At 67.9% G+C, this 25,584-nt stretch carries 23 protein-coding genes; 13 read left to right on the forward strand and 10 right to left on the reverse strand.

From position 1 onward, the window contains the following. Window positions 1–8 precede the first annotated feature (8 nt). The 5 genes from A5780_RS27265 to A5780_RS40350 form a co-directional block, all read right to left on the reverse strand. On the reverse strand, window positions 9–290 hold the full coding sequence (locus A5780_RS27265; RefSeq protein WP_030513032.1) for an acylphosphatase: 282 nt from the start codon (window positions 288–290) through the stop codon (window positions 9–11). Beyond that, entirely contained in the window at window positions 287–802 is a 516-nt protein-coding gene (locus A5780_RS27270; RefSeq protein WP_082976761.1) for an OsmC family protein, read from the reverse strand. Before A5780_RS27270 ends, A5780_RS27265 begins: the two co-directional genes overlap by 4 nt. A gap of 117 nt (window positions 803–919) precedes the next feature. Continuing rightward, a complete protein-coding gene (locus A5780_RS27275) occupies window positions 920–1,627 on the reverse strand; it encodes a response regulator (protein ID WP_063018042.1) in 708 nt (235 codons plus the stop codon). A 138-nt stretch (window positions 1,628–1,765) separates the two neighbouring features. Continuing rightward, window positions 1,766–4,288 (reverse strand): sensor histidine kinase KdpD, encoded by a 2,523-nt coding sequence (locus A5780_RS27280; protein ID WP_063018040.1) that lies wholly within the window; start codon window positions 4,286–4,288, stop codon window positions 1,766–1,768. After that, window positions 4,285–4,431 carry a hypothetical protein gene (locus tag A5780_RS40350; RefSeq protein ID WP_156055458.1) on the reverse strand — a complete coding sequence of 49 codons (147 nt, stop codon included), beginning with the start codon at window positions 4,429–4,431 and terminating at the stop codon, window positions 4,285–4,287. Before A5780_RS40350 ends, A5780_RS27280 begins: the two co-directional genes overlap by 4 nt. A gap of 374 nt (window positions 4,432–4,805) precedes the next feature. Between A5780_RS40350 and kdpF the strand changes: the two genes are divergently transcribed. From kdpF to A5780_RS27300, 4 genes are read left to right on the forward strand one after another with little or no spacing between them, the layout of a single operon-like run. Further along, window positions 4,806–4,892, forward strand: a complete 87-nt coding sequence (gene kdpF, locus A5780_RS40355; protein WP_104363013.1) for a K(+)-transporting ATPase subunit F — start codon at window positions 4,806–4,808, stop codon at window positions 4,890–4,892. Further along, on the forward strand, window positions 4,893–6,563 hold the full coding sequence (kdpA, locus tag A5780_RS27290; RefSeq protein ID WP_064910110.1) for a potassium-transporting ATPase subunit KdpA: 1,671 nt from the start codon (window positions 4,893–4,895) through the stop codon (window positions 6,561–6,563). A gap of 1 nt (window position 6,564) precedes the next feature. Next, window positions 6,565–8,718, forward strand: coding sequence for a potassium-transporting ATPase subunit KdpB (kdpB, locus tag A5780_RS27295; protein ID WP_064910112.1), 2,154 nt, complete (start codon window positions 6,565–6,567; stop codon window positions 8,716–8,718). A 16-nt stretch (window positions 8,719–8,734) separates the two neighbouring features. Further along, window positions 8,735–9,643, forward strand: coding sequence for a potassium-transporting ATPase subunit C (locus tag A5780_RS27300; protein ID WP_064910128.1), 909 nt, complete (start codon window positions 8,735–8,737; stop codon window positions 9,641–9,643). A 51-nt stretch (window positions 9,644–9,694) separates the two neighbouring features. Here A5780_RS27300 and A5780_RS27305 read toward each other — a convergent pair whose 3' ends face one another. After that, window positions 9,695–10,927 (reverse strand): Ig-like domain-containing protein, encoded by a 1,233-nt coding sequence (locus tag A5780_RS27305; protein ID WP_030513040.1) that lies wholly within the window; start codon window positions 10,925–10,927, stop codon window positions 9,695–9,697. Window positions 10,928–11,283: 356 nt separating this feature from the next. Here A5780_RS27305 and A5780_RS27310 point away from each other — a divergent pair, with 356 nt between their 5' ends. From A5780_RS27310 to thpD, 6 genes are all read left to right on the forward strand, one after another. Then, on the forward strand, window positions 11,284–11,994 hold the full coding sequence (locus A5780_RS27310; protein WP_030513041.1) for a response regulator transcription factor: 711 nt from the start codon (window positions 11,284–11,286) through the stop codon (window positions 11,992–11,994). Beyond that, complete coding sequence (locus tag A5780_RS27315) at window positions 11,981–13,018, forward strand: HAMP domain-containing sensor histidine kinase (RefSeq protein WP_063018034.1); 1,038 nt, start codon at window positions 11,981–11,983, stop codon at window positions 13,016–13,018. Before A5780_RS27310 ends, A5780_RS27315 begins: the two co-directional genes overlap by 14 nt. 169 nt (window positions 13,019–13,187) lie before the next feature. Further along, a complete protein-coding gene (gene ectA / locus A5780_RS27320) occupies window positions 13,188–13,637 on the forward strand; it encodes a diaminobutyrate acetyltransferase (RefSeq protein ID WP_228794116.1) in 450 nt (149 codons plus the stop codon). 12 nt (window positions 13,638–13,649) lie between these two features. Continuing rightward, window positions 13,650–14,912: a diaminobutyrate--2-oxoglutarate transaminase gene (gene ectB / locus A5780_RS27325; RefSeq protein WP_030513044.1), complete on the forward strand. Its 1,263-nt coding sequence runs from the start codon at window positions 13,650–13,652 to the stop codon at window positions 14,910–14,912. A 2-nt stretch (window positions 14,913–14,914) separates the two neighbouring features. Next, window positions 14,915–15,307: an ectoine synthase gene (locus A5780_RS27330; protein WP_030513045.1), complete on the forward strand. Its 393-nt coding sequence runs from the start codon at window positions 14,915–14,917 to the stop codon at window positions 15,305–15,307. Window positions 15,308–15,334: 27 nt separating this feature from the next. Further along, window positions 15,335–16,216 (forward strand): ectoine hydroxylase, encoded by an 882-nt coding sequence (thpD, locus tag A5780_RS27335; RefSeq protein WP_063018028.1) that lies wholly within the window; start codon window positions 15,335–15,337, stop codon window positions 16,214–16,216. A 177-nt stretch (window positions 16,217–16,393) separates the two neighbouring features. Here the strand turns inward: thpD and A5780_RS27340 are convergent, their stop codons facing one another. Both A5780_RS27340 and A5780_RS27345 read right to left on the reverse strand, forming a co-directional pair. Further along, window positions 16,394–17,518: an acyl-CoA dehydrogenase family protein gene (locus A5780_RS27340; protein WP_064910114.1), complete on the reverse strand. Its 1,125-nt coding sequence runs from the start codon at window positions 17,516–17,518 to the stop codon at window positions 16,394–16,396. A gap of 3 nt (window positions 17,519–17,521) precedes the next feature. Beyond that, window positions 17,522–18,754 (reverse strand): acyl-CoA dehydrogenase family protein, encoded by a 1,233-nt coding sequence (locus tag A5780_RS27345; RefSeq protein ID WP_063018024.1) that lies wholly within the window; start codon window positions 18,752–18,754, stop codon window positions 17,522–17,524. A gap of 195 nt (window positions 18,755–18,949) precedes the next feature. Here A5780_RS27345 and A5780_RS27350 point away from each other — a divergent pair, with 195 nt between their 5' ends. Both A5780_RS27350 and smc read left to right on the forward strand, forming a co-directional pair. Then, on the forward strand, window positions 18,950–19,387 hold the full coding sequence (locus tag A5780_RS27350) for a hypothetical protein (protein WP_146098618.1): 438 nt from the start codon (window positions 18,950–18,952) through the stop codon (window positions 19,385–19,387). Between the two features lie 88 nt (window positions 19,388–19,475). Next, window positions 19,476–23,084: a chromosome segregation protein SMC gene (gene smc, locus A5780_RS27355; protein ID WP_064910116.1), complete on the forward strand. Its 3,609-nt coding sequence runs from the start codon at window positions 19,476–19,478 to the stop codon at window positions 23,082–23,084. Here the strand turns inward: smc and A5780_RS27360 are convergent. Then, window positions 23,081–23,983, reverse strand: coding sequence for an NmrA family NAD(P)-binding protein (locus A5780_RS27360; protein ID WP_082976757.1), 903 nt, complete (start codon window positions 23,981–23,983; stop codon window positions 23,081–23,083). The genes smc and A5780_RS27360 overlap by 4 nt on opposite strands. A gap of 86 nt (window positions 23,984–24,069) precedes the next feature. Between A5780_RS27360 and A5780_RS27365 the strand changes: the two genes are divergently transcribed. Beyond that, window positions 24,070–24,882, forward strand: coding sequence for a TetR/AcrR family transcriptional regulator (locus A5780_RS27365; protein ID WP_227463054.1), 813 nt, complete (start codon window positions 24,070–24,072; stop codon window positions 24,880–24,882). Between the two features lie 46 nt (window positions 24,883–24,928). Here A5780_RS27365 and A5780_RS27370 read toward each other — a convergent pair whose 3' ends face one another. Next, a complete protein-coding gene (locus A5780_RS27370; protein WP_064903921.1) occupies window positions 24,929–25,546 on the reverse strand; it encodes a TetR/AcrR family transcriptional regulator in 618 nt (205 codons plus the stop codon). Window positions 25,547–25,584: the final 38 nt, after the last annotated feature.

Raw genomic sequence — 25,584 nt, forward strand, 5'->3', positions numbered from 1 at the left:
CCCCGCCGCTACCGTTCCTCGAAGCCTGTTATTCCGCCGAGGGCGGCGCCCCAGTTTTCCACAACCAGGTCGACTCGACCAGGCGTGTCACCCGACCGCAACAATGCCAGCAAACGCTCGCACGCCGGTCGCGGACCCTCGGCCACCACGTGCACGCGCCCGTCCCGGGTGTTGCGGGCGTGGCCCACCAAACCGAGCTCCAGCGCCCGCGCTCGCGTCCACCAGCGGAACCCGACGCCCTGAACCAGGCCGTGCACCCAGGCGCTGAGCCGGACGGGGTCGGGGCTCACGAGTCGATCTTGTCGATCTGGAACGTCAGATTCACCGTGGTGCCCGCCTTCAGCGTCCGTCCCACCGTGCACACCTTGTCGATGGCGCGCTGCACGGTGACCAGCAGGCGCTGGCGCCCGGCCTCGTCGAGTTCGGACAGGTCCAGTTCGACGATCTCGTTCAGTTCCGGATACACCTCGTTCTCGCGGTCGGCGTCGCCGGAGACGCGGATCGTGGTGTCGTAGGTCTCGCCCAGCCGGTTGGACAGCGGGAAGTCCGAACTCATCCCGGTGCAGGCGGCCAGCGCGATCTTCAGCAGCTCGCCCGGGGTGAAGACGCCCTCGACGCCGTCGGAGCCGATGAGTACCTCGGCTCCGCGCGAGCTGCGCCCGGTGTAGCGGCGGGTGCCGGTCCGCTCCACCCACAATTCGGTCACCGGCTTCGGCGCCTTGGTCTGCGGGGCGGCCGCGACGGTCGCGGGCTGCGCAGCGGCGGCGGTGGGTGCGGCGGAGTTGGCGGTCTGTTCGGACATACCGTCGATCCTGCCATCGTGCCCGGCGTATCCGCACCGCACACCGGCTTTCACCACGGCGTGTGGAGGCCGTTGTGTCCGATATCACCGGTTCTGCCGGGCGTGGCCGGGCTCGGATCAGGCTTGGAATCGGTACCCCATACCGGCCTCGGTGAGCAGATGTTTCGGCTGGGAAGGGTCGTCTTCGAGCTTGCGCCGCAGCTGCGCCAGATACACCCGGAGATAGTGGGTTTCGGTCGCATACGTCGGGCCCCACACCTCGCGCAGCAGTTCCCGGCGGCCCACCAGTTTGCCCTGATTGCGCACCAGCATTTCCAGCACACCCCATTCGGTGGGCGTGAGGTGGACATCGCGGCCGCCGCGGATGACCTTCTTCGCCGCGAGATCGACGGTGAACGAGGACGTTTCCACGATCGGCGCCGACTCCTCGGCCGTCGAGGCGGAACGCCGCACCGCCGCCCGCAGGCGGGCCAGCAGTTCGTCCATGCCGAACGGTTTGGTGACGTAGTCGTCTGCGCCGGTGTCGAGGGCCTGCACCTTGTCCGAGGAATCGGTGCGGGCGGACAGCACGATCACCGGCATCGAACTCCAGCCGCGAATTCCGGCCAGTACCTCGACACCGTCGATATCGGGCAGGCCGAGATCCAGCACAACCACGTCGGGGTGTTTCTCCGCGGCCGCCCGCAGGGCCGCAGCGCCGGTGGCGGCGGTGATCACCTCGTAGCCACGCACCGACAGATTGATCCGCAGCGCGCGCAGGATCTGCGGTTCGTCGTCGACGACCAGCACGCGGGTCGCGGCCGGCGGTCGTTCGGCCGATGTCACGACGCCTCCTGTGTCTTGCGGGACACCCGCACCCGGTCGGCGGCGCGAGTGGGCTGCGCAGTGTTGCTCACGACGCCTCCTGTGTCTTGCGGGACACCCGCACCCGGTCGGCATCGTGAGTGGGCTGCGCAGTATCGCTCACGACGCCTCCTGTGTCTCTCCTGCCGGCAACTCGATCACCATGGTCAGCCCACCTCCCGGCGTCGGTTCGGCGTGTACGGTCCCGCCCATCGCCTCGACGAATCCGCGGACCACCGACAGGCCCAGGCCCACACCGGTCGAATTGTCGCGGTCGCCCAATCGCTGGAACGGCTCGAACATCTGGTCCTCGAGTCCGGTCGGAACGCCCGGACCGTAGTCGACCACTGTGATGGATACCCGGCCGCCGTCGCGTTCGGCGCCAACCCGCACCGGTGTGTCGGGGACCGTCGTTCCGGCCGGCGCCGAGTAGCGCAGCGCGTTGTCGATCAAATTGGCCAGCACCCGTTCCAGCAGGCCGCTGTCGGCATAGACCGACACCTCGCCGACTTCGACCTTCACCCGGTCCATCGCCGCCTGCCGCACACCGCGGGTCCCCATCCCGACGCCGACGACCGCGCGGTTGACCACCTCCTCCAGGTAGACCTGTTTGAGGTTGGGTTCCACGGCGCCGGCCGCGAGCCGCGAGGAGTCGAGCAGATTGCCGACGAGCGCGGTGAGCTGATCGGTGGATTCCTCGATGGTTTCCAGTAATTCGGCGGTATCTGCGGGGGAGAACTGCACGTCCTCGCTGCGCAGACTCGATACCGCCGCCTTGGCCGCGGCCAGCGGCGTGCGCAGGTCGTGGCTGACCGCCGACAGCAGTGCGCGGCGCAGCCGGTCGGCCGCCATCACACCGGCGGCCGCCTGGGCCTGGTCGGCGAGTTCACGCTGGCGCACGAGCCCGGCCGCCTGCCCGGCCACCGCGGCGAGCACCCGGCGGTCCCCGGGTGTCAGCGCGCGCCCGCTGAGCAGCAGCCAGTGTTCCTCGTCGCCGGCTCCGATCGCGGTATCGGCGGCGCCGGGGGTGCGCGCCGGATCGTCACCGACGCAGGCGATCACCTCGGCGTCGCTGACGAAACTCACCGCCCGCTGACGGTAGATCTCGCGGGCGCGCTCGAGCAGATCGGGCAGGTCGGCGCCGTGCAGGATCGCGCCGGCGAACAGGGTCAGCAACTCGGCTTCGCGCGAGGCCGTGCGTGCCTCGCGGGTGCGATTGGCCGAGATGTCGACCAGCGCCGCGACCGCCACGGCAACCCCCGCCATCACGACGATGGTGAGGAAATTGTTGGGTTCGGCGATGGTGAGGCTGTGGCGTGGGGTGGTGAAGAACCAATTCAGCAGCAACCCGCCCAGCACCGCCGACAGCGCGGCCGGCGCGACACCGCCCAGCAACGCGACCGCGATCACGCCGATGAAGTACATCGCGCTCTCACCGGCCAGATCCAGTCGCGAATCCAGCCACAGATAGCAGACCAGGGTGATCAGGGTGGGCACGACCAGCGCGGCCAGCCACGACACGGTCGGTCGCTGCCGCCGCAGCAGGGCCGACCAGCGCAGCCCTCGTTGCGCTTCCTCGTGGGTGACCATGTGGACGTCGATGGTTCCCGAGCGCTGCACCACGGTCGCGCCGATGCCCTGGTCGAGAATCCGCGCCCACCGCGAGCGCCGTGAGGTGCCCACCACCAGCTGGGTGGCGTTGACCTGCCGGGCGAAATCCAGCAGGGCGTTCGGCACGTTCTCGCCGGTCACCGTGTGCAGGCTGGAACCGAGCCCGGCGGCGAGCTCACGCAACCGGTGCAGCCGTTGCGCCGACACCCCGGCCAGCCCGTCGCCGCGCACGACGTGCACGACGATCAGCTCGGCACTGGATTTGGTGGCGATGCGGCTCGCGCGGCGCACGATCGTCTCCGATTCCGGCCCGCCGGTCACCGCGACGACCACGCGTTCGCGCGCCTCCCAGGTCGCGGTGATCTTGTGGTCGGCACGGTATTTGGCCAGCGCCGCGTCGACCTGATCGGCCAGCCACAACAGGGCCAGTTCGCGCAGCGCGGTGAGGTTGCCGGGCCGGAAGTAGTTGCGCAGCGCCGCGTCGACCTTGTCGGCGGTATAGACGTTGCCGTGGGAAAGCCTGCGCCGCAATGCCTCCGGGGTGATGTCGACCAGTTCGACCTGGTCGGCGCCGCGTACCACCCAATCCGGGACGGTTTCGCGTTGCACCACGCCGGTGATCTGCTCGACGACGTCGTTGAGGCTGTCCAGATGCTGGACGTTGACCGTGGAGATGACATCGATACCGGCGTCGAGCAGTTCGTGGACGTCCTGCCAGCGCTTCTCGTTCTTCGATCCCGGCACGTTCGTATGCGCGAGTTCGTCCACCAGGGCCACGGCCGGCGCCCGCCGCAGCACCGCGTCGAGATCCAGCTCGGGCAGGGTCGTGCCGCGGTAGGTGCGCATCGCCGGCGGTATCCGTTCGATGCCCTCGAGCAGTTCCGCGGTCTTGCTGCGGCCGTGGGTCTCCACCACCGCGGCGACCACGTCGCGGCCACGGCTTATCCGCCGATGCGCCTCGCCGAGCATCGCGTAGGTCTTTCCCACGCCGGGCGCGGCCCCGAGGTAGATGCGTAGTTGTCCGCGCTTCACAGGTCCATCATCGCGCGATTCGGACGACGTGGACGGCGCGAAACCCGGACGACCCGGGTGGTTCGCCCGCCGGCAACGCGCAGACCCAGCGCGCAGCTGACGAAGACGATGATCACCATCGCCGCGACCGCGAAATCCGGCACTGTCTTCTCCTCACGACCCCGATGATTGCCGATGTGCCGGTCGACTGGGCGAACCGGACAACACACTGTGCACCTGCGCGGGCGATCGTTCGCCGATCTTGACGCTTTCTTGACGAGGCCGGTGCTGACTTTGACGGCGCGTTCGCGGACGCTGGAGGGACGTAAGCACCTCGTCAAAGCCGTCGTCCGCGCCGCTAAGAAGCCGTCAAGGCCGTCGAGAACGGACCGTTCGAGACGCTTGACTCTCTGGCGGCGCATCCGCTCCGGATGCCGTCAACAGAGAGGTTTGCACTTATGTCTGTCGCGGTGTTCACCGTCGTGACCGTGGCGATCTTCGCCCTGCTCGGCCTGCTCCAACGGGGGGTGGAACGGCTGTGATCGAGAACATCGTCGGTCTGATCCTGGCGCTCGGCGTCGCCGTCTACATGATCGCGGCGCTGCTGTTCCCGGAAAGGTTCTAGGTGAGCACAACCACTGCCGGGGTCGTCTTCGTGGCGACCCTGATCATCGCGCTCGCGGCGGTCCACATCCCGCTCGGCGACTACATGTACCGGGTGTATTCGGGCACGAAACAGTCGCGTGCCGAACGCCTCCTCTATCGCGCCATCGGGGTCCAGCCCGGAGTGGAGCAGACCTGGGGCGTCTACGCCCGCAGCGTGCTGGCCTTCTCCGCGGTGAGCGTTCTGGCGCTGTTCTTCCTGCAGCTGATTCAGGGCCACCTGCCGTTGCATCTGCACGAGCCCGGGACCGAGATGACCGCGGCGCTGGCGTGGAATACCGCGATCAGCTTCGTCACCAACACCAACTGGCAGAACTACGCCGGTGAGTCGACGCAGGGACATCTGGTCCAGATGGCGGGCCTGGCCGTGCAGAACTTCGTCTCGGCCGCGGTCGGGATGGCGGTCGCGGTCGCGCTGGTGCGCGGGTTCGCTCGCCGCCACACCGGCGACCTCGGCAACTTCTGGGTCGACCTCGTGCGCGGCACCCTCCGGATCCTGCTGCCCATCGCGTTCGTATTCGCGATCGTGCTCGTCGCCGGTGGCGCGATCCAGAACTTCCACCTGCACGATCAGGTCGCGCAGACGATCACCGGTGCGACGCAGACGATTCCGGGTGGGCCGGTCGCCTCGCAGGAAAGCATCAAGGAGCTGGGCACCAACGGTGGCGGCTTCTTCAACGTCAACTCCGCGCACCCGTTCGAAAACCCGACGGCCTGGACCAACTGGGTCGAGATCTTCCTGATCCTGCTGATCGCCTTCTCGCTGCCGCGGACCTTCGGCCGCATGGTGGGCAGCACCAAGCAGGGTTTTGCGATCGCGTCGGTGATGGGCGTGCTCGCGCTGATCAGCGTGACGCTGACCAACTTCCTGCAGTTGCGCCATCACGGCACCGTGCCGACGGCGGTCGGCTCGGCGCTCGAGGGCGTCGAAACACGGTTCGGCGTAGCCGATTCCGCGACCTTCGCCGCGTCCACGACGCTGACCTCCACCGGTGCCGTCGACTCCGCCCACGATTCCTACACCAGCCTCGGCGGCATGATGGCCATGGTGAACATGCAGCTGGGCGAGGTCGCGCCCGGCGGTGTCGGATCGGGTCTGTACGGGATGCTGATCCTGGCGGTGATCACCGTATTCGTCGCCGGGCTGATGGTCGGGCGCACACCGGAATATCTCGGCAAGAAGATCACCCCGCGCGAAATCAAGTTCGCCGCATCGTATTTCCTGATCACTCCGCTGATCGCGCTGGTGGGTACCGCGATCGCGATGGCGTTGCCGGGCGAGCGCGCGGCCATGGCGAACTCCGGTCCACACGGCCTGTCGGAGGTGCTCTACGCCTTCACCTCGGCCGCCAACAACAACGGCTCGGCCTTCGCTGGGCTCAGCGGCAACACCGTCTGGTGGAATACCGCCCTCGGCCTGGCGATGGTGTTCGGCCGGTTCGTTCCCATCACCCTGGTGCTCGCGCTGGCCGGATCGCTGGCCGCCCAGGGCCATACGCCCGAATCGATCGGCACGTTGCCGACGCACCGGCCGCAGTTCGTCGGCATGGTCGCCGGCGTGACGCTGATCCTGGTCGCCCTGACCTTCCTGCCCATGCTGGCGCTCGGGCCGCTCGCCGAAGGAATCCACTGACATGACCGCTCCGACAACCGATTCCGTGGCCACCCCGCGCGGTGCCGAGCCTTCCTCGCGCCGGAAGTCCCGGGGCATGTTCGATCCGGCGCTGCTGGCGCGGTCGCTGCCCGAGGCCCTGCGCAAACTGGATCCGCGCACGCTGTGGCGCAATCCGGTGATGCTGATCGTGGAGATCGGCGCCCTGTGGTCCACGATCCTCGCCGTCGCCCATCCCACGGTCTTCGCGTGGGCGATCGTGATCTGGCTGTGGCTGACGGTGATCTTCGCCAACCTGGCCGAGGCCGTCGCCGAGGGCCGCGGTAAGGCCCAGGCCGATACGCTGCGAAAAGCCAAGACCGACACCGTCGCCCGGCGGCTGGTGAACTGGCATCCGGGCGCCGAGGCGCCGGTCGAGGAGCGGGTTCCCGCACCCGAACTGCGGCGCGGCGACTGTGTCGTGGTCGAGGCCGGGCAGGTGGTGCCGGGTGACGGCGACGTCGTCGAGGGCATCGCCTCGGTCGACGAATCGGCGATCACCGGGGAATCCGCGCCGGTGATCCGCGAATCCGGCGGCGACCGGTCCGCGGTCACCGGCGGCACCACCGTGCTCTCGGACCGTATCGTCGTCGAGATCACCCAGGAGCCGGGCGGCAGTTTCATCGACAAGATGATCGCGCTGGTCGAGGGCGCCAGGCGGCAGAAGACACCCAACGAGATCGCGCTGAACATCCTGCTGGCCGCGCTGACGATCATCTTCGTGTTTGCGGTCGTGACGTTGCAGCCGCCGGCGATCTTCTCCAAGGTGAACAATCCGGGGGTCGGCGACAGCGCGGCGCTGAACGCGCACGGCATCACCGGCATCGTCATGGTGTCGCTGCTGGTCTGCCTGATTCCCACCACGATCGGCGCATTGCTGTCGGCGATCGGCATCGCGGGCATGGACCGCCTCGTCCAGCGCAATGTGCTGGCGATGTCGGGTCGCGCGGTCGAGGCCGCCGGCGATGTGAACACGCTGCTGCTCGACAAGACCGGCACCATCACCCTCGGTAACCGGCAGGCGTCGAGCTTCGTCGCCATGCCGGGCGTCACCGAGGACGAGATGGCCGACGCCGCACAGCTTTCCAGCCTTGCCGACGAAACACCTGAGGGCCGCTCGATCGTGGTGTTCGCGAAATCCGCATACGGCAAACGCGAACGCACCCCTGGTGAGCTCGCGGGCGCGAACTGGGTGGAGTTCACCGCCCAGACCCGGATGTCGGGCGTGGATCTGCGGGACGGGCATCGGTTGCGCAAGGGCGCCGCGAGTGCGGTCACGGAATGGGTTCGGGTCCATGGTGGTTCGGTGCCGGAGGACGTCGGGCGGACCGTGGACGGCATCTCCGCCTCCGGCGGCACACCGCTGGTGGTCGGCGAACTGCTCGACGGGAAAGCCCGGCTGCTGGGTGTGGTCCATCTGAAGGATGTGGTGAAACAGGGCATGCGGGAGCGCTTCGACGAGATGCGCCGCATGGGGATTCGCACCGTGATGATCACCGGCGACAACCCGCTGACCGCCAAGGCGATCGCGGACGAGGCCGGAGTCGACGACTTCCTGGCCGAGGCCACTCCCGAGGACAAGCTGGCGCTGATCAAGAACGAACAGGCCGGCGGGCGCCTGGTCGCCATGACCGGCGACGGCACCAACGACGCTCCGGCGCTGGCGCAGGCCGATGTCGGCGTCGCGATGAACACCGGAACGTCGGCGGCCAAGGAAGCCGGCAACATGGTCGATCTGGATTCGGATCCGACCAAGTTGATCGAGATCGTCGAGATCGGCAAACAGTTGCTGATCACCCGGGGCGCGCTGACGACCTTCTCCATCGCCAACGACATCGCGAAGTACTTCGCGATCATTCCCGCGCTGTTCGTGGCGTTGTTCCCCGGTCTGGACGTGCTCAACGTGATGCGGTTGCACAGTCCGCAGTCGGCGATCCTGTCCGCGGTGATCTTCAACGCGATCGTCATCGTGGCGCTGATCCCGCTGGCTCTGCGCGGCGTCGACTATCGCCCCTCGAGTGCGTCGAAACTGCTCAGCCGCAATCTCGCCATCTACGGGGCGGGCGGCATCGTCGCCCCGTTCATCGGCATCAAACTCATCGACGTTGTCGTCCGATTCCTGCCTGGGATGTCCTGATATGCCTTCGTTCTCGATGCGATACACCACCTGGTTCCGTCAGCATCTGGCCGCCGTGCGGGCACTGCTCGTGCTGACGGTGATCACCGGAATCGCCTATCCGCTGGCCGTATTCGCGGTCGCGCAGTTGCCGGGCCTGCACAACAGGGCCGAAGGTTCGCTCGTCCACCGCGACGGGAAGCTGGTGGGCAGCAGCCTCATCGGTCAGGCGTTCACCGACGGCAACGGCGCGGCGCTGCCGCAGTACTTCCAGACCCGCCCCTCGAATTCCGCCCCGGCCGACGGCAGCCGCCCCGACGGCTACGACCCCACCAACACCGGCTTCGGCAACAAAGGTCCGGAGGACGTCGTCGACACTCTGGCCGCCGACCCGTCGCAGACGAAGACCGGTTTGCTGACCACGGTCTGCACGCGCAGCAAACAGCTCGGCGAGCGCGAGGGCGTCTCCGGGGCGCGACCGTTCTGCACATCCGGCGGGGTCGGTGCGGTGCTGGCGGTCTTCGGCCCCCGCGACATCCACGGGCAGGTCACCGCCCCCACGAAGGTCGTCAGCGTGAACGAGGCGTGCCCGGCGACGCCGTTCCAGGACGCCTACCGCGGGGTCCGGGTGGACTGTGCCCAGCCCGGAACGGACTATTCGGCCGGGCTGATCGTCCCCGTCCGCGGTGACGCGCCGGCCGATACCCCGGTGCCCTCCGACGCGGTCACCGCGTCGGGGTCCGGACTGGATCCGCACATCTCACCGCGCTACGCGCAGATCCAGAGCGCGCGGGTGGCGGCCGCCCGGGGTGTCACGGCCGAACAGGTCGCCGCTGTGGTGGCGGCACATACCGACGGTCGGGACCTGGGCTTCCTGGGAGAGCCCAGGGTCGACGTCCTCGGCCTGAATCTCGAGCTGGACCAGCGCTACCCGGTGCGGCGCTGAGGCTCGGCGCCCGCGAACACGACGTGCCGTGGCGATCGGTGCCGGTGGCGATCAGGAGTGCAGCGCGCTGCCGGCCACCCACTGATCCCACGGCACGATCCAGTCGCCGTTGTTCCACGACGGCAGCGGCGGGCCGCTGGTGTTGCGAACCTCGACCACATCACCCGGAACCGCGAAGTTGTAGAACCAGCGAGCGTTGTCCAGGTTCAGGTTCAGACAGCCGTGCGAGGTGTCGGTATTGCCCTGCGCCCACACCGTGGAGTCGAGCTGGTGCAGGTAGATCCCGTCGCCACTGATCTGGGTGGCCCAGCCGATCGCCTCCTTGTAACCCAGGCGCGAGTTCACCGGCAGGCCGTAGCTGGAGGAATCCATGATCACCGGATTGCCCTTGCCCATCACGGTGTAGATGCCCGCGGGGGTGTTGAAGTAGATCGTCTTGCCGCCGACCTGCTCGCTGCCGCCGCGTCCCATCGAGGTGGGCATGGTGCGGATCAGTTTGCCGTTCTCGAACACCTGCACTTCGTGGGTGTTGTCGTCGGCGATGGAGACGTGCGAGTCGCCGATGGTGAAGCTGGTCTTGGAGTCCTCCTGGCCGAACAGGCCGGGACCCAGCTGCGCGCCGAAGATGTTCGCCGCGACGGTGACCTTGGTGCCGGGCTGCCAGTACTGCTGCGGGCGCCAGTGCGCGTTCTTGTCGTCGAGCCAGTACCACGAACCCTGGACCTGCGGTTCGGTCGTGACCGAGAGCCGCTTCTCGGCCGCCGCGCGGTCACCGACCGCCTCGTCGAAGTGGGCGACGATGACCGTGCCCACACCGTAGGTTCCGCCCTCGGCCAGCGGCTGTCCGCCGGTGGTGGTCAGATACGCCTTGACCTGGTTGCTGGGAGTGAGCGTGGTGAACGACGACGTCATCGGACCGCTGGGTCCGGTGACGGTGATGCCCTTGGCGGTCATGGTGTAGTTGTGCCCGTAACCGAGCGGAACCTTCGGTTTCCACGCGGTCCGCTCCGGATTGAGCGTGCCGTCGACCTGTTTGCCTTCTTCGTTGGTCAACGTCACATCCGTGAGGATGCCGTCGGTTGCGCTCACCTCGATGGTGCCGAGCGGATCGACGTCGGCACTCCCCGTGGCCGGGACCATCGCAATGGCCGGCGCGGCGGGCCCCGGGGTGCCCCGCGTCGGATTCGACGCGGGATCCGGGGATGACGAGCACGCGGCCATCAGCGTTGTCACCAGGGCGATAACCCCGAGCGCAACACTGAATCGGCAGCGGCGAGTGGACATGGTGTCTCCTGCGTTAGCCGTGCGCCTGGGCAAGCCCCCGCAGCGCACCAATCGCCTTACTGTCTCGGTACGTAGTTTACGGGGCTTTTTCAGGTGCTTGCACCTCGGTGGTGTTGCCCCGTGTTTACGCATCGTCGCGCCGGGTACTCCAGTTACTGTTGTGTGCCCAGTGGGCGCTCAGTGACCGATCGACCGGCGTGCCCGGCGTCGTGTGGTCCGCCACCGATGTCTGTTAGGGATGTGTGGTTATGAGAGAACGGTGCGAGACCACAGGCTGCGCGGCCGCTCGCACTGCTGAGGAACGGACGGGTCGGGGAACCACGCTCCGATGACGCGCAGCTGGACGAGGTGTGACGATGAGTGCAAATTTGATGATCGTAGAGGACGACGACCGGGTCCGCAGTGCGCTGCGGCTGGCCATGGAGGACGAGGGCTACGACGTCGCCGAGGCCGAGGAGGCCGAGGATGCGCTCGAACATCTGCGTGACAACGGCGCACCGGATGTGATGATCGTGGATCTGATGCTGGGGGAGATGGACGGATTCACCTGTATTCGTGAGATTCGTCGCGATCACGACGTGCCGATCATCGTGGTCAGCGCGCGTGACGACACTCACGACGTGGTGGCCGCCTTGGAGGCCGGCGCCGACGACTTCGTCACCAAGCCGTTCGAGATCAAGGAGATCACCGCGCGGATGCGGGCGCTGCGCCGCCGCGCCCAGCAAACCGTGGAGCCGCCGGCCCCGCAGGAGGTCGTGCTCGACGCCTATCCCGAAGCGCCGCTGGTGCTTTCGGCCGACGGCGGCACCGTGCACCGCGGCGACGAGGAGTTGCACCTCACCCTCACCGAATTCCGGCTGCTGTGCGAACTGGCCGAGACTCCCGGGCGGGTGCTGTCGCGCAGCGTCCTGCTCGAAAGGGTCTGGGACCGTGGGTTCTTCGGTGACGAGCGGATCGTGGACGTGCACGTCCGGCGGCTGCGGACCAAGATCGAGCGCGACCCGTCGGAGCCGGCGATCGTGGTAACCGTGCGCGGGCTCGGCTACCGCCTCGATGTGCAGCGCTAGATTTCCGCGCCTGCCCCGCCGCCAGATTCTGCGCGGTCGCGTGATCGTCGCTTTCACCGTCACGGGCCTGGTCTCGGCCTTGCTGGCGGTGTTGATCGCGAGGATCGACGGCGGCGGATGGGGCACCGCACTGGCCTGCGCGCTCGGCGGCACCGTGATCGGCGCGATCTTCGGAATCTGGCTGTCGCACCGTTTGCTGGAACCGTTACGCCAGGTCACCGGCACCGCGGCCAAGATCGCCTCCGGTGAGCTCGGCACCCGGTTGCCCGATACCGACGATCCCGATCTCGCCCCGACCGTGGACGCGTTCAACACCATGGTCGACTCGCTGCAGAACCGCATCGATCGCGAGCGCCGGCTGGTCGGTGACGTGAGCCACGAGCTCCGCACCCCGCTGACCACGCTCACCACCAGCGTCGGAGTGATGTCGCGCTACGAGGATCAACTGCCGGAACGGTCGCGGCGGGCGCTGGAGCTGGTCCGCGCCGAACTCGACCATCTGCGCAGACTGCTCGACGATCTGCTGGCGCTGGCCCGGGCCGAGGCGCGGATGCACGGCGCCGACGCCGAACCGCTGTCGGTGCGCGAACTGCTCACCCACACCCTCGCGGAAATGCATTATTCACCGGAACTGCTGACCGTCGCCGACGACGGAATCGTGACCGGGCGAAAGCTCGAACTCGAGCGTGCCCTGGTGAATTTGCTCGAGAATGCGCAGCGGCACGGTGGCGGAGTGATCGCGGTGGGCGTCGCGCGCGCCGGCGACGAAATGGTGATCACGGTCGACGACGCCGGTCCGGGAGTCGCCCCGCAGGATCGGCAACGCATCTTCGAAAGATTCGTGACCGTCCGCCGCGGGAAACGGTCGGGCACCGGCATCGGATTGGCTTTGGTGGCCGAAACGGTGGCCGCCCACGGCGGCCGCGTGAAATGTGACGACCGTCCCGGGGGCGGGGCGCGATTCATGGTGTGGTTGCCCACCGTGACGAAATTCACCGATCATACTTCTGTAACACAACCGTAAAGTAGTCGCACGATAGACCTCAACGTTCGCGGGCAATTCTGAAGAGGTGATGCAGACCCGAACGCGGAGTATGTCATTCAGTTCTCCGGCAACCGACGAGCGGAACGGCCGTCGGAACGTTTCGACCCAGACGCTGATTCGTCGGCCGCGGGTGGACGACGGAGCGCGGATGTGGCGAATCGCAGTGGATTCCCAAGTGCTCGACGCCAATTCGAGTTACGCGTATCTGCTCTGGAGTCGTGACTTCGCCTCGACCACCGTCGTGGCCGAAATCGACTCGGAGATAGCAGGATTCGTCACCGGATATCTGCGCCCGGAATCGCCGGACACACTGTTCATCTGGCAGGTAGCCGTCGATCACGCCTTCCGCGGCCGCGGAGTGGGCGTAGCAATGCTGGATCGGCTCGTCGAAGACGTTGCCGACCAAGGTGTTTCGAAGTTGGAGACAACCGTTTCGCCGGACAACGAAGCCTCGCTGGCAATGTTCGCGTCACTGGCCCGGCGCCGTGACGCGGAAATGACGCGGGAGACGTTGTTCGAGCCAGAAGATTTTCCGGACGGGCACGAATCGGAGGACCTGTACCGGATCGCGCCACTGCAGAGTGACGCAAAACGATAGGAAGGATCATCGATGACCACCGCTGAGATGACCGTTTTCGAATCGCTCGAATCGAATGTCCGTGGATATTGCCGTTCCTGGCCCACGCTGTTCGACACCGCCTCCGGCGCTTGGCTGCGCGACGGTAGCGGACGTGATTACCTCGATTTCTTCGCGGGCGCCGGAGCGCTCAACTACGGGCACAACAATCCCGTTCTCAAAGAAGCATTGATCGATTACATCGCCCGTGACGGAATTACGCACGGACTCGATATGTCGACCGTCGCGAAGCGTGAATTGCTGGAGACGATCAACAAGGTTCTGCTGGATCCGCGCGGCCTCGATTACAAGGTCCAGTTCCCCGGCCCCACCGGTGCGAACGCGGTGGAATCGGCGCTGAAACTGGCCCGCAAGGTGACCGGCCGCACGTCGATTCTGAATTTCACCAACGCATTCCACGGCATGACCCTCGGTGCGCTCTCGGTGACCGGTAACGCGACCAAGCGCGCGGGCGCCGGAGTACCGTTGAATCACGTGAATCCGATGCCCTACGACGGGTATCTGGACGGCACCGACGATCTGGCATGGATGGAGCGGGTCCTCGATGACAATTCCTCCGGTGTGGACAAGCCCGCGGCGGTGATCGTGGAAACCGTGCAGGGTGAGGGCGGCGTGAACGTCGCTCGGGCGCAGTGGCTTCGGCACCTGTCGGAGCTGTGCGCCGCGCGCGGAATTCTGCTCATCGTCGACGACGTGCAGATGGGCTGCGGCCGGACCGGCCCGTTCTTCTCCTTCGAGATCGCCGGCATCACCCCGGACATCGTCACGCTGTCGAAGTCGATCGGCGGCTACGGCCTGCCGCTGGCGCTGGTGCTGATGAAGCGCGAGCTGGACCAGTGGGCGCCCGGTGAGCACAACGGCACCTTCCGCGGCAACAACCCGGCGTTCGTGACCGCCCGCGTGGCGCTCGAGCACTACTGGACCGACGACCGTCTCGAGGCCTCCACCGCCGCCAAGGGCGAGAAGATCCGAAAGTCGTTCGAGGCGCTCTCGGAGAACTTCGAGGGTGTCTCGACCCGCGGACGCGGGCTGGTGCAGGGACTGGTGTTCGACGACGCCTCGGAGGCGGGCAAGGTTAGCAGCATCGCCTTCGAGGAGGGCCTGCTGGTGGAGACCTCCGGCGCCGAAGACCAGGTGGTCAAGCTGCTGCCGCCGCTGACCATTACCGACGACGAACTCGACCATGGCCTGGGCATCCTGGACCGGGCGGTCGACATGGCCCGAGGAGGCAACTGACCATGATCGTGCGTACCACTGCCGAGATCACCGGAACCGACCGCGACGTCGCGGCCGAGGACTGGCGCAGCAAGCGGATCATCCTCGGCGGCGACGGGGTGGGTTTCTCCTTCCACGAGACGACGATTCAGCCGAACACCGTGCACGAGTTCCACTACCAGAACCACGTCGAAGCGGTGTGGCTGGTGGAGGGCGAGGGCACGCTCACGGATCTGACCAACGACGTCACCTACGACCTGGCACCGGGAACGATGTACCTGCTCAACGGGCACGAGCGGCATCGGGTCGAGACCCGCACGCTGATGCGGATGCTGTGTGTGTTCAATCCGCCGGTCACGGGCAAGGAAGTTCACGACGAGAACGGTGTCTACCCGTTGGTGGCCGTAGGCGAGTAGTGATGTAGTGAGGAGGACGACGCCGCGATGACGTTGGCGGAGAGTCGAATCGACCGCTATCGGACCAGAACGGCCGTAGCGGTACCGCCGGTGGAGCGCACCGACCCCACGGTGTGGGGCACGGTGACCTCGCCGGAGCTGCAGAATTTCGATGCCGATGGGTACGCGATCCTCGACGAATTGCTGACCCCGATGGAGGTGGCCGATATCGCCGCCGACATCGATCGGCTGGCCGCCGATCCGGTGTTGCGTGCCGACGAGCGGGTGATCATCGAGAAGAAGTCGAACAGCGTCCGCTCGATCTTCGAGGTGCACAAGATCAGCGCCGTGGTAGCGGAGCTGGTGCGTGACGAGCGGATCGTCGGGATGGCTCGCCAGATTCTCGGTTCCGAGGTCTACATCCATCAGAGCCGGGTCAACTACATGCCCGGATTCGAGGGTGCCGGTTTCTACTGGCATTCGGATTTCGAGACCTGGCACGCCGAGGACGGGATGCCCTCACCGCGTGCGGTGAGCCTGTCGATCGCGCTGACCGACAACTACCCGTTCAACGGCAGCCTGATGCTGCTGCCGGGCTCGCACCGGCAGTTCATGCCGTGTCAGGGTGAGACTCCCGACGAGCACTACCGGGAATCGTTGCGCGAGCAGCAGATCGGGGTGCCCGCGCAGGAGGATCTGGCCCAACTGGCCGACAAGTACGGCATCGCGCAGTTCACCGGCGCACGAGGTTCGGCGCTGCTGTTCGATTCCAACATCATGCACGGCTCCTCGAACAACATCACCCCGTTCCCGCGGTCGAACGTCTTCCTGGTGTTCAACAGCGTGGAGAACACCCTCGAAGAACCGTATTCGGCCGGGCATCCGCGGCCGACCTACATCGCCTCGCGCGATTTCACCCCCGTGCGCTGAGCGGGGGTGACCCGATCACGTCGGGACCGATGATTGGCACGGGTTCGCTCCCGACGGTGGCGGGGCGAGCCCGGCATCCCCGGCGCGTTTTCGGCCGGAATCCGATTCGGATTCCGGCCGAAAACATGTCCGGGGCGCGGCGGTATGGGACCGCGCCCCGAAGATCGTGCGCGCCGCTCAGGCCCGCGTCAGCGCGGCGTAGCGGGCGATGTGCTGGTCCGCGGAACCCCATTCGGTGCGAATCGCGGTGAGCCGCTTGAAGAAATGCCCGATCGCGAGTTCCTCGGTCATGCCCATCGCGCCGTGCAGTTGCACCGCGTGCTGGCCGATGAAGCCGGCAGCGCGGGCGACGGTGGCCTTGGCCGCGGCCGCGGCCCGGGCGCGGACCTTCGGTTCGGCGTCGAGTTTCAGCGTCACCAGATAGGTGGCGGCCACAGCCTGTTCCAGCTCCAGATGCATATCGACCATGCGGTGTTGCAGCACCTGGAAACTGGCGATCGGCACGCCGAACTGGCGGCGCTGCTTGCTGTATTCGACGGTGTCGGCGAGTACCCGCCGCATGCCGCCCACGGCCTCTGCGCAGATGGCGGCGATCGCCTCGTCGATCGAGCGCTCGACCGACGCGTCGGCCGTTCCCTCGTCGCCCAGCAGCGCATCGGCGGGAACCCGGACGGCGTCGAGAACCAGATCGGCCGCGCGGCGTTCGTCGATCGTGCGATACGGATGCTGCGTCAGACCGGCCGCATCGGCCGGCACCAGGAACAGCGACAGCCCCGCCGCGTCGGAGGTGCGTGCCGTCACCAGCAGGTGGGTCGCCAGCGGCGCAGTGGTCACCACCGCCTTGGCGCCGTCGAGGACCCAGTCGTCGCCGTCGCGGCGAGCGGTCGTGGCGACGCGCGCGGGGTTGTAGCCGGAGTCGGCTTCCAGGGCGGCGAAGGCCGTGATCACGGAACCGTCGACGATGCCGCGCAACAGTTCCTCGGCCCGGGCGCCACCCGCGCGGCGCAGCAGTCCGCCGCCCAGGACGGCGGTGTCGACATAGGGTTCGACGACCAGGGCGCCGCCGAGCGCCTCGGCGATGATCATGGTCTCGATGGGGCCGCCGTCGAATCCGCCCACGCTCTCGGGCAGGGCGGCGCCCAGGATGCCGACCTCCTCGGCGAAGCCGCGCCAGATCTCGGGCTGGTGACCGGCGCCGACCCGTGCCGCGGCCCGGCTTTTCTCCAGATCGTAACGGGCGGCGAGAAATTCGGTGACCGTGTCACGGAGCAGTTGCTGTTCGGCAGTGAATTCGAAGTCCATCTCTCACAGTCCCAGGGTTGCCTTGGCGATGATGTTGCGCTGAATCTCGTTGCTGCCCGCGTAGATCGAGCCCGCGCGGTCGTTGAAGTACCGCAGCGGCGCGACGGCCTGCCACGGTTCGCCGCTGAGATATCCGTCGGCGGGAGCGACGAAGTCGGCGACCGGACCGCCCGGCATGGCAGCGTGCGGCTGATAGGCACGCCCGCGCGGACCGGCGGCCTCGAGGGCCAATTCGGTGAGCCGCTGGCTCAGTTCGGTGCCCAGGATCTTGATCGTGGAGGCGGCCGGGCCCGGATCCTTACCCCGCGAAATCGCCGACATCGTGCGGTATTCCAGGATCTCCAGCACGTCGGCGCGGATGCGCGCGTCGGCCAGTTTCGCCGCGAAGGCCGGTTCGTCGAGCAGACTGCCGCCGGCGAAGCCGAGCTGTCCGGCGGCGTGCTCGGCCAGCGATTCGGCCAGCACCTGCAGCGCGGGACCGTAGGCCGAACCGCCGCGCTCGAAGTTCAGCAGGTGTTTGGCGACCGTCCAGCCCTCGTCGATGCGGCCGATGACGTTGGTCTTCGACACCCGCACCTGATCGAAGAACACCTGGTTCTGGACCTGTTCGCCCGAGGTCATGACCAGCGGCCGGATCTCGATGCCGGGGGTGTCCATCGGGATCAGCACGAAGGTGATGCCCTGCTGTTTGCGTTCCAGTTTCGAGGTGCGGACCAGGGCGAAGATCCAGTTCGCCTCGGTGGCGTGCGTGGTCCAGATCTTGGAACCGGTGCACACCAGATCGTCACCGTCGGACACCGCGGCCATGGTCAGCGAGGCCAGATCGGAACCGGCCTCGGGCTCGGAATAGCCCTGGCAGAAGAACACTTCGCCGGTGAGGATGCGCGGCAGGAAGTAGTCCTTCTGTTCGGGGGTGCCGAAGGCGATGATCGCGTGCGCGACCATCCGGATGCCCATGGGCGAGAGTGCGGGCGCGCCCGCGAGGGTGGATTCACGATCGAAGATGTAGTGCTGCGTCATGCTCCAGTCACAGCCGCCGTGGGCGACCGGCCAGGCCGGCGCGGCCCAGCCACGGGCGTGCAGGATGTGCTGCCACTGCATGCTGGCCTCGTGATCCGGGTACACGCTGGTGGCGAGCTGACCGGCGCGACGTAGTTCCGGGGTCAAATTCTCGTCCAGGAAGCGCCGCACCTCGTCGCGAAACGCCAGATCGGTGGGCGACCAGTCCAGATTCACGAAGAACTCCTTGTGCGATAAACGGGCCTCTACCTTCTCATTTACTTCGGGTCAAGCGCAAATGGTCGTTAACTTATTGCGATTGCGGGCGGTGTGCCGGGGCGGTGGCGGGCTGGTGGGCGACGGCGTGTCGGAACGCGAAACCCGTGCCGGGACTTGCGATCTTGCGCATGGTGTGAGGAAAGATGTGGGTCCATGTACGCATCTCGAGTACTTCGTCTGTTCGTGCGCGCCGTTCCGGCCGTGCTCGTCACGCTGATCGCCGCGGCCACCTTCGCGGTCGCCGGTGGCGTCGCCTCCGCTCAGCCGCTGCCGGGCGTGCCCGCGCTGCCCGGCGCCGTCACCCGACTGGTGATCGCCCCCGGCCAGAACAGCACCGGCGGCAGCGGCACCGTGGCCGAGGGCAAGTTGGACAACTACTCCATCGCGTCCGCGCAGGGGCAGAAGCTGATCTTCGACGTCACCTCGAACAACGGCAACGCCCGGGTGACCGTCGGCCCGCTGGTCGGCCCGATGGCCGCCACCGAGGTTCCGCACGCCGAGATCGTCGCCGACGGCCTCGACTACCAGATCACCGTCACCTCCGCCGACGGCTCGCCCAGCGACTACACGCTGACCGTCACCGCCGCCTGATTCCGGCCCCGATTCGACGGATGCCGGGCGAACACGTTCGCCCGGCATCCGTCCGGCAACGAGGCCCGACCGGGTAGCCTGACCGACTGTGCACCTGAAGAGTCTGACGCTGAAGGGATTCAAATCCTTCGCGTCCGCGACGACGCTGCGGCTCGAGCCCGGCATCACCTGTGTGGTGGGGCCGAACGGGTCCGGTAAATCGAACGTCGTCGACGCGCTGACCTGGGTGATGGGGGAGCAGGGCGCCAAGGCGCTGCGGGGCGGCAAGATGCAGGACGTCATCTTCGCCGGGACCGCCGGACGGGCGCCGCTGGGCCGCGCCGAAGTCACGCTGACCATCGACAATTCCGACGGCGCACTGCCCATCGACTACTCCGAGGTCTCGATCACCCGCCGGATGTTCCGCGACGGCGCCGGTGAATACGAGATCAACGGCAACTCCTGCCGGCTGATGGATGTCCAGGAACTGCTCTCGGACTCCGGCATCGGCCGGGAAATGCACGTCATCGTCGGCCAGGGCCAGCTGTCGGCGATTCTGGAATCGCGCCCCGAGGACCGCCGCGCCTTCATCGAAGAGGCCGCGGGCGTGCTCAAGCACCGCAAGCGCAAAGAGAAGGCGGTGCGCAAACTCGATGCGATGCAGGCCAACCTGGCTCGTCTGACCGACCTCACCACCGAACTGCGCCGTCAGCTCAAACCGCTGGGCCGCCAGGCCGAGGTGGCCCGGCGCGCGGCCACCGTCCAGGCCGAATTGCGCGATGCCCGGCTACGACTGGCCGCCGACGATCTGGTGGCGCGCCGGCGTGAACTGGAAAGTCAGCAGAGCAAGGAAGCCTTCGCCCGCGAACAGCAGATCAACGTGCAGGCGGAACTGGATGCCGCCAATGCCGCGCTGGCGCAGCAGGAATTCCAGCTCTCGCGGCTCACTCCCGGCGCCGAGGCGGCCGCGCAGACCTGGTTCCAGCTCTCGGCGCTGGTGGAGCGGGTCAACGCGACCATCCGGATCGCCCGGGACCGGGCTCGCAACCTCACCATCGAACAGCCCACCGGGACCGGCCACGATCCGGAACAGCTCGAGGCCGAGGCGGATCGGGTGCAGGCCGAGGAGGCCGAACTGCTCGAGGCGGTCGAGGTGGCCACGGCGACCCTGGAGGCCGCTCGCGATCAGTTGCTCGATCGTGAGCAGGCCGCCAAGGCCGCCGAACAGGCCCACCTGGCCGCGGTGCGCGCCATCGCCGATCGGCGTGAGGGCCTGGCTCGTCTTGCCGGTCAGGTGGATACGCTGCGCCACCGCGCCCAATCGGCCGACGGCGATATCGCCCGGCTGTCGGAGTCGCTGGCCGCCGCCCGGCAGCGCGGGGATGCCGCCGAGGCCGAATTCGAGGCCGTGCAAACCGAATTGAGCGAACTCGACGCCGGTGAGGAAGGTCTCGACGCCGCCTACGAACACGCCGCCCAGGCGCTGGAACTGGCCGATGCGCGGGTTACCGAACTGCGCGAACGCGACCGCGAGGCCGGGAAGAAGGTCGCCTCGCTGACCGCCCGCATCGAGGCGCTGACCATGGGCCTGTCCCGCAAGGACGGCGGCGCCTGGCTGCTGGACAACCGCGCCGACGGTTTGCAGGGCCGGCTGTCGGCGATGGTGCGGGTGCACAGCGGATTCGAGGCCGCCGTGGCCGCCGCGCTCGGGCCGCTGGCCGACGCTATCGCCGCCGACGCGCACCCCACCGCGCAGGCGGCGGTGCGGGCGCTGAAGGAGGCCGACGGTGGCCGCGCGGCCGTTGTCTACGGCGGTGCGGCGCAACCCGGTGGCGAGATCGGTGATCTACCCGCGGGAGTGCGCCCGCTCGTCGAGGTGGTCGATTGTCCCGACCGGCTGCGGGGTGCGGTCGCGGCCCTCACCGCCGGCACCGTGGTCGTCGACGATCTGGCGCAGGCGGCCGAAGTCCTCTCCGCCCGGCCGGAATTGCGGGTGGTGACCCGCGACGGGGATCTGAGCGGTTCGGGCTGGGTGCTCGGCGGCTCGGACCGCGCGCCGAGCCAGATCGAGGTGCAGGCCGAGATCGACACCGCCGCGGCCGAACTGGTGTCGTGGCAGCGGCAGGCCGAGGAGGTCGAGGCCGCGCTGTCGGGTGCGCTGGCCGAGCAGAGCGATCGCAAACAGGCTGTCGACCAGGCGTTGCTGGCCTTGCACGAATCCGATCAGGCGTTGGTCGCGATCTACGACCGGCTGGGTCGCCTCGGCGCGACGGCGCGCAGCGCCCAGTCCGAATACGAGCGGCTGCTGACCCAGCGCGCCGAGGCCGAAACCGCGCGCGACCAGAATCTGACGGCCCTGGCCGAACTCGAGGGCCGGCTGCGTCATGCCGAATCCGAACAGTCCGATCTGGATTCCGATGCCGACGCGGGCACCGACACCGCCGGGCAGGAGCGCGAACAGGCCGCCGCGGCGCTGGCCGAGGCCCGTGCCATGGAGGTGGAGGCCCGGCTGTCGGTGCGCACCGCCGAGGAGCGCGCGGAATCGGTACGGGGCAAAGCGGATTCGCTGCGTCGTGCGGCCCGCGCCGAACGCGAGACCCGCGCCCGGGCCGAACGAGCCCAGGCCGCCCGCCGCCGTGCCGCCGAGGTGGCGGCGGTGGTCGCCGAATCGGCCGAGCGGATCGCCGCGGAGCTGGAAACCGTGGTGGGCGAGGCGGCCGCGCGGCGCGACGAGCTGGTTCGCCGGCGCACCGAATGCGCCGGGCAGGTGGATCAGATCAAGGAGCGGGTGCGGGCGCTGAGCACGCAACTGACGCAGCTGACCGATGCCGTGCATCGCGACGAGGTGGCGCGGGCCCAATCCGCGCTGCGCATCGAACAATTGGAGACCACCATCGCCGAGCAGTTCGGCATCGCGCTGGACGAACTCGTCGCCGAATACGGTCCGCATGTGCCGATGCCGCCGACCGCACTGGAGATGCAGGAGTACGAGCAGGCCCGCGAGCGCGGCGACCAGGTGAGCGCGCCGCAGGAAATGCCCTACGACCGCGCGACCCAGGAGCGCCGCGTCAAACGCGCCGAGAAGGATCTCGCCACCCTCGGCAAGGTGAATCCGCTGGCGCTGGAGGAGTACGCGGCGCTGGAGGAGCGCTACAACTTCTTGTCGACCCAGCTCGAGGACGTCAAGAAGGCCCGCCAGGACCTGCTCGATGTGGTGGCCGAGGTCGACGCCCGCATCCTGCAGGTGTTCACCGAGGCCTACGAGGACGTGGAACGCGAATTCGTGCAGGTGTTCGGCCGCCTCTTCCCCGGCGGCGAGGGACGGCTGCTGCTGACCGACCCCAGCGATATGCTCACCACCGGCATCGAGGTGGAGGCCCGGCCGCCGGGCAAGAAGGTCAAGCGGCTCTCGCTGCTGTCCGGTGGCGAGAAATCCCTTGCCGCCGTGGCGTTTCTGGTGTCGATCTTCCGGGCCCGGCCGTCGCCGTTCTACGTGATGGACGAGGTCGAGGCGGCGCTGGACGACACCAACCTGCGCCGCCTCATCGGCCTGTTCGAACAGCTGCGGGAGAAGTCGCAGCTGATCGTCATCACCCACCAGAAGCCGACCATGGAAATCGCCGACGCGCTGTACGGGGTGAGCATGCGTGGCGACGGCATCACCCAGGTCATCTCGCAGCGGATGCGCGGGGAGAATCTGGTCGGCGCGACGACCTAGTCGCCCGCCGCGAACCGGGATTTCAGGACCGCGGCGCCGGTGCCGGCCAGCCACGTTTCCAGGCTCTGCAGGCCGGGGTGGATCGAGCGGATCTGCTCGATATCGGCATGCCAGCCGTGGCCCTGATGGGCCAGGCGCCAGGTGTTGCCGATCTGTTCACCCAGTGCGTCGGCTTCCGCCTCGGTGATTTCGCGATACCGCACCGGATATCCGGTCGCGCGGGAGATCAGTTCCGCGGCGGCAGTGGGGGCCACGGCGTCGCCGGCGAGTTCGAGTGTCCGGCCGGAGAATCGTCCGGGGTCGGAGAAGGCCAGCGCGGCCACCGCGGCGATATCGTCGACCGCGATCATCTGGGCCGGCCGATCGGCTGGAAACAGGTGGACGTTGACCCCGTCCACGAAGCCGTCGAGCGGCATACCCTGCGCCAGGTAGTTCTCCATGAACCGGACCGGGCGCAGCACGGTGTAGCGCATGCCGCTGTCGGCCAGTGCCTGCTCGATCTGCCGCTTTCCGGAACTGCCCCAGGAGGTCTCGTTGTCGAAGGAGGCCACGCCGGTGAACACGATGTGGTCGGTTCCGGCGTGCCGGGCGGCATCGATCACGGCGGCGCCGCGGGTCGCCTCCAGGTCGACATCCCAGCCGTCGGGCCCGAAGGCCGCCGGTGGCACGAGGAAGACGCCGCGAGTTCCGGCCACCGCCGCGGTCAGGGTGGCCGGGGCGTCGAAGTCGCCGACGGCCACCTGCGCGCCCAGTGCGGCGAATTCGCGCGCTCCGGCGGCGGCCGGATCGCGGACCAGGATGCGGACCGGGACGTTGCGGGCGAGCAACGCGCGGGCTGTCGCGCCGCCCTGTTTGCCGGTCGCGCCGGTGACGAGAACGAGGTTGTCGTGGACGGTCATGTCGGAGGAACCTTTCGATAGAATCGGGTCGGTCGACCCGTATTCGCACGATAGGAACAGCGTTGTCGTCTCCGCCATCCGCAGATGTGGGGTTTCGTTACGACCTGCGCGCCCCGGCGCCAGGAGTGCCGGGGACCCGAATCGACGCTCGCCGCAACCGCGCTCGCGTCCTCGCCGCCGCGCAACGAGCCTTCGCCGAATCCGGAACGTCGGTGTCGCTGGCCGAGATCGCCCGCCGCGCGGGGGTGGGGGCCGGGACCGTGCATCGCCATTTCCCGACCAAGACCGACCTGCTCGAGGCGGTGCTACAGCAACGGATCGATCGGCTCACCGCCCGGGCGCTGGCACTGCGCGACGATCCGGATCCCGCGGCGGCCTTCCTGGGATTCTGCGCCGAGGTCGTCACCCGCACTCCGGGCAACAAGGCGATGTGCGATCTGCTCGACGCCGACGACGGCTGGCCGCGGACGCTGCTGCGGGATGCGGGGGAGCGATTTCACCTGGCTCTCGGGCAGCTGCTGGAGGCGGCGCGGCGCTCCGGTGGAGTGCGCGCCGACCTGACTCTCGCCGACGTGCTGGCCATCTTCACCGGATGTGTTGCCATGCAACGCGTTTCGAACACGCGGGACGAACTGTCCCGCCCCGCCGCCATGCTGCTGGCGGCGATGCGCACCGAACCGGCCGTAACGAAACCGGAAAACTCTTCACCCGGGCGTAACGAAACCGTGGCGGATACCGCGAATCGTGACGGTCGGAGTTGTCCGATCTGCGGGGCGGAATTGGCGCACGCGGAGACCGGACGGCCCGCCCGGTACTGCTCGTCCGCGTGCCGGCAGAAGGCTCACCGGCTGCGCCGGGCGGCGCGTGTGACGGGAAGAAATTCTCCAGCCGCCGAGTGATCCCCGGACTTGTGGATTCGTCCATTCCCCGCAGGAGAACCGGCCCTTACGCCTGGCTGCCCGGAATGTCGTGTGCCGTGCGCGGGGTGGACGACAGCCCGTCGAACACTATGGCGAGCACTCGGTCCACCGCTGCCGGATAGGACTCGCCGGGCTGGGCGTAGACCTGCAGGGTCATGATGAGACCGACTTCGGTGGAACCGATGTCGGTGCGCAGGTCGCCGTCCTGCTGAGCTCGGCGGATCAGCGCGTCGATCCGATCCAGAACGGAGGCGCGCACCGCGCCCACCCGCGAATCGGTGCGGACCATCGCGTGGACGGCCGGTTCGATGGCCGCGGCCAGTGCGCCCAGGCGCAGTAGCGCGCACTCACGCAGGAATCGGCACAACCCGGCCCATGCGGTCGCCTCCTGCGCACCTGCCGATTCGGCCATGCGGGCGAGGCGGTCCAGGTGTGCTTGCGCGGTGGCGACCACCAGGGCGTCGCGGTCGGGAAACCGGCGATACAGCGTGCCGACTCCGACCCCGGCGCGATCGGCGATCAGCTTCATCGGCACATCGGTGCCGCGTTCGGCGAAGACGTCCAAGGCGGCGAGCAGGATGTGATCGCGATTGCTGCGAGCGTCGGCGCGCAGGGAATCCGGGTGGGTCGGTTCCAGGACCATCGGCGGCTCCAGTCGTGCTCAACAAGTGGACGAATTGT

This window comes from Nocardia sp. 852002-20019_SCH5090214, assembly GCF_001665865.1.
Taxonomy (GTDB): domain Bacteria; phylum Actinomycetota; class Actinomycetes; order Mycobacteriales; family Mycobacteriaceae; genus Nocardia; species Nocardia nova.